Origin of the sequence: Microbacterium sp., assembly GCF_011620665.1 — a bacterium.
Classification (GTDB): domain Bacteria; phylum Actinomycetota; class Actinomycetes; order Actinomycetales; family Microbacteriaceae; genus Microbacterium.
In genome coordinates, this window is sequence record NZ_WOYQ01000075.1 from 1 (window position 1) to 3,004 (window position 3,004).

A 3,004-nucleotide genomic window follows, 5' to 3' on the forward strand; every position below is an offset into this window, starting at 1 on the left:
CGACGAAATCCTGAAGAGAGCGAACCGTCAACCAACTTCAGAAACGCGACACTAGAGATCCGCCGAACACCGTGCCTACCATAGGGCAACCGCAACGACGGCCAAGGAATGTTACCGAGACCGGAGTGAAGAGCATCATGAAACTGAAAGATCGATTCCTCGCTGGCGCCGCCGGGTTCGCCCTCGTGGCGAGCGGCCTGATGGTCGCAGCCCCGGCGAGCGCCAGCGAGGACGTGACTCTCCCCGACGCTCCTGCGCCAGGTCAATCTCAGTCTGTGACACCCGTGGCCGCGCCCGGATCGCAGGTCCAGCTTCCGGCCGCAGAGCAGGAGATGCTCGAGAAGCTGGTAGCCGCGACTGACCTCGACAATCAGGTATTCGATGCCGCGGCCGCCCTCGACTCGGGAGTCAGTGACAGCGCGGTCGCAGATTACGCCGCCGCGTACCAATCTCAGGGGAGCGTCGTCAATCTTCCCGCGGCGACGCAGGATCAGGCCAGCGAGGCCGGCCTGAGCGTCGCCGCGGCCGCCGCGAGTTGCACCGGCGCGCGCGGCTACACCGGGTTCTGGGGCTGGGGATGGCAGACAGCACTGAACTCGTGTGACACCGACCTGCTGATGGCCTCGATCGCCGGAGCGGGTGGGGTGACCGCAGGAGTCGGTGGCGTCATCGCCGCTGCGACCGGACCCGGCGCCCCCGCCGGTGGCATCGTCGCGGCCGCAGGTGGCCTCATCGCCGCCGGCTCAGGGATCATCTTGATCTGCAAGAACGCGAGCTACGACTACAAGGCGATCTACCTGAACGTCTTCGTGACCGGCGGCGTCGGCTGCTGGGGTCAGTGATCGGAGGAGACATGCTTTCCACAAATGCTTTGCGAGCCGGCAGCCTCATCGGCGCGGTCCTCTGTCTGATCGGTGTGATCTCCATCGTGGTGCTCGTGGTCGGATGGCAGCCCCTGTCGGACGCACCCCTCCTCGTCATCGGACTGGCGGTCGTGGCGCTGCTCGCCGGCATCGTGGTGACCACCATCTCGGCAGTTTCCCTCGGTAGACGGCAGCCAGAGAGCTGACACCGTATCTCGGGTGCCGAGGAAGGGTCGGGTCAGAGGCTCGTCTCCTCCTCGGCACCCGCACGTGACGGACGCCATCACCTCAAGCCGTAGCCACTGGAGTTCCAAGTGGACGGGGCGAGGCGAACCCTTCCTCATCGTGACACGCGGGCGCTCTGTGAGTGACGTGGCTCTGAGCCCGTGGGTCCGCCCGTGCCGACAGGAAAGTGTCACGACAAAGTCGACCCGAACCGCCGGAAACTGCGCGATCCGCGTGACATCCAGTGTCATCCCACCGCGATCCCGACACCCGTCACCCAGCACCGCCGGCAGGTATGGCCCGTACTCGCGGTGCTCACTGCGGCGACGTTCTGGACGGTAACCGCCGAGATGCTGCCCTCGGGACTGCTGCCGTCGATGAGCGAGGACCTGAACGTGTCCGAGGGCACGATCGGGGTTCTGGTCAGCCGCCTGGGCGATCACCATCGCCTTCGTAGGGATTCCGTTAGTCCGGCTCACGATGCGCGTGCCGCGGACCTTGGTGCTGACGATCAGCCTTGCGGCGACCGCGCCGGCGAATCTCCTCACCACCCTCGCGCCCGACTACACGATCGCGCTGATCGACTGCACCCTCGCCGCGACCGCCCACGGTCTGTTCTGGGCGCTCGTCGTCTCCTACGTCGCGTAGCATCGTCGACGCAAAGCGCCTGGGCGGCGCCCTGTCGCTGGTGCTGGCGGGGCCCACGCTCGCCGGGCTCGCGGGGCTTCCCGCCGCCGCGCTCATCGCCGAACACACCGGCTGGCGCACCGTAGCCGCCGCGCTCTCGGTGATCCTCGCCCTGACCGCGGCGGCACTCTGGCTCATCCTGCCCCGCCACGTCCAGACGTCGGGAGCCCGAGACGGGCGGGGTGTGGGATCGCACCGCGGGCCGCGTCGTGCACGTCGCGGTCGGCGGCGGCGGCCTGGTGCTGGTCGGCCACTTCGCCGCCTTCACCTACATCACCACCCTCGTCACCGGCCTCGGCGGACTCGCCAGCAGCGCCATCCCGGCCGTGCTGCTGGTTCTCGGGGTCACCGGCGGCGTGGGCGTCGCCGTCTCGGGACTCGCCGCCGACCGCTTCCCCCGCGCCGCCCTCATCTTCGCGTCCGCGCTCGTCGCCCTCGGGCTGGGGCTTCTCCTCTTGGGCAACCGGCAACCAGCCGTCTTCCTGACCGGCATGGTCGTGTGGGGACTCGCGATCGGCGCGTTCCCACCCATTCTCCAGGCCCGCGTGTTGCGCCTGTCCAGCCCATCTTTCCGCCCGCTCGCCGGCAGCATCGTCGTCACCGTCCTCAACCTCGGCGACGCCGCCGGCGCCACCCTCGGCGGCATCACCCTCGGGCAGGGGAACGATGTGCTGGTCCTCTCCGCGCTGGTCGCCGCCACCGCCGGAACCCTCGCCCTAACCCTCGATCGGCGGACGGACGCCGCTGACGTCATAGCGCCAGACAACCAAGAGAACGAGCTGGCCGGCGTTGCTGATCACGCTCTGACCCGAGAAGCCCGCTGACGGGTACTGCTCGCTGGCAGAGCGGTCATCTCGTTCACCGCGAACGCGCTTGCGCTCAGACATCGAAGGGGTGCTCGCGCACCACACCGGTCAGAGGGGCCTTGACCCTTGATCGTGGACACGGTTTCGGTTCGGTTATGCCGCTTCCGCGAGGGTAGCGGACGTGGTCACCGCGTAGGCGGTCTCGTAGGCGTTCGGGCTGATGTTGCCGATCGCGGAGTGGCGCCTGCGGGTGTTGTAGCGGTTCGCCCAGCGGAACACCGCCCGGTAGGCGGTGGCCTGGTCGGGGAACGCCGCGCGCGACGCGAGCCGGCGACGCTCCCGCACCTGCGCGTTCTCGGCCAGCACCCGGTACATCGTCGACACCGAGGCCACGTATTGGCCGCGTTCGAGGAGGATCGCGTA

General features: G+C 68.4%; 5 protein-coding genes and 1 pseudogene. 5 read left to right on the forward strand and 1 reads right to left on the reverse strand.

The genetic code is table 11. The annotated features are described in order from the left end of the window. Window positions 1–137: 137 nt before the first annotated feature. The 5 genes and pseudogenes from QZV81_RS09350 (at window position 138) to QZV81_RS09365 (ending at window position 2,599) form a co-directional block, all read left to right on the forward strand. Complete coding sequence (locus tag QZV81_RS09350; protein WP_292836221.1) at window positions 138–842, forward strand: hypothetical protein; 705 nt, start codon at window positions 138–140, stop codon at window positions 840–842. Window positions 843–853: 11 nt separating this feature from the next. Continuing rightward, entirely contained in the window at window positions 854–1,069 is a 216-nt protein-coding gene (locus QZV81_RS09355) for a hypothetical protein (protein WP_292836223.1), read from the forward strand. A gap of 505 nt (window positions 1,070–1,574) precedes the next feature. Continuing rightward, window positions 1,575–1,736, forward strand: a complete 162-nt coding sequence (locus tag QZV81_RS09360; RefSeq protein WP_292836226.1) for a hypothetical protein — start codon at window positions 1,575–1,577, stop codon at window positions 1,734–1,736. Window positions 1,737–1,776: 40 nt separating this feature from the next. Then, window positions 1,777–1,899 (forward strand): annotated as a pseudogene (locus QZV81_RS10540) (Cmx/CmrA family chloramphenicol efflux MFS transporter); the annotation flags it as partial. 58 nt (window positions 1,900–1,957) lie between these two features. Then, complete coding sequence (locus QZV81_RS09365; protein WP_292836228.1) at window positions 1,958–2,599, forward strand: MFS transporter; 642 nt, start codon at window positions 1,958–1,960, stop codon at window positions 2,597–2,599. A 135-nt stretch (window positions 2,600–2,734) separates the two neighbouring features. On the opposite strand, the gene QZV81_RS09370 is transcribed toward QZV81_RS09365, so the two are convergent. Further along, the coding region (locus tag QZV81_RS09370; protein WP_292836231.1) for an integrase core domain-containing protein at window positions 2,735–3,004 on the reverse strand (270 nt) is incomplete at its 5' end.

Bases quoted from the DNA above. Each gene is read 5' to 3' on its own strand.
- QZV81_RS09355 (WP_292836223.1), top strand. From the start codon at position 854: ATGCTTTCCACAAATGCTTTGCGAGCCGGCAGCCTCATCGGCGCGGTC.
- QZV81_RS09350 (WP_292836221.1), top strand. From the start codon at position 138: ATGAAACTGAAAGATCGATTCCTCGCTGGCGCCGCCGGGTTCGCCCTC.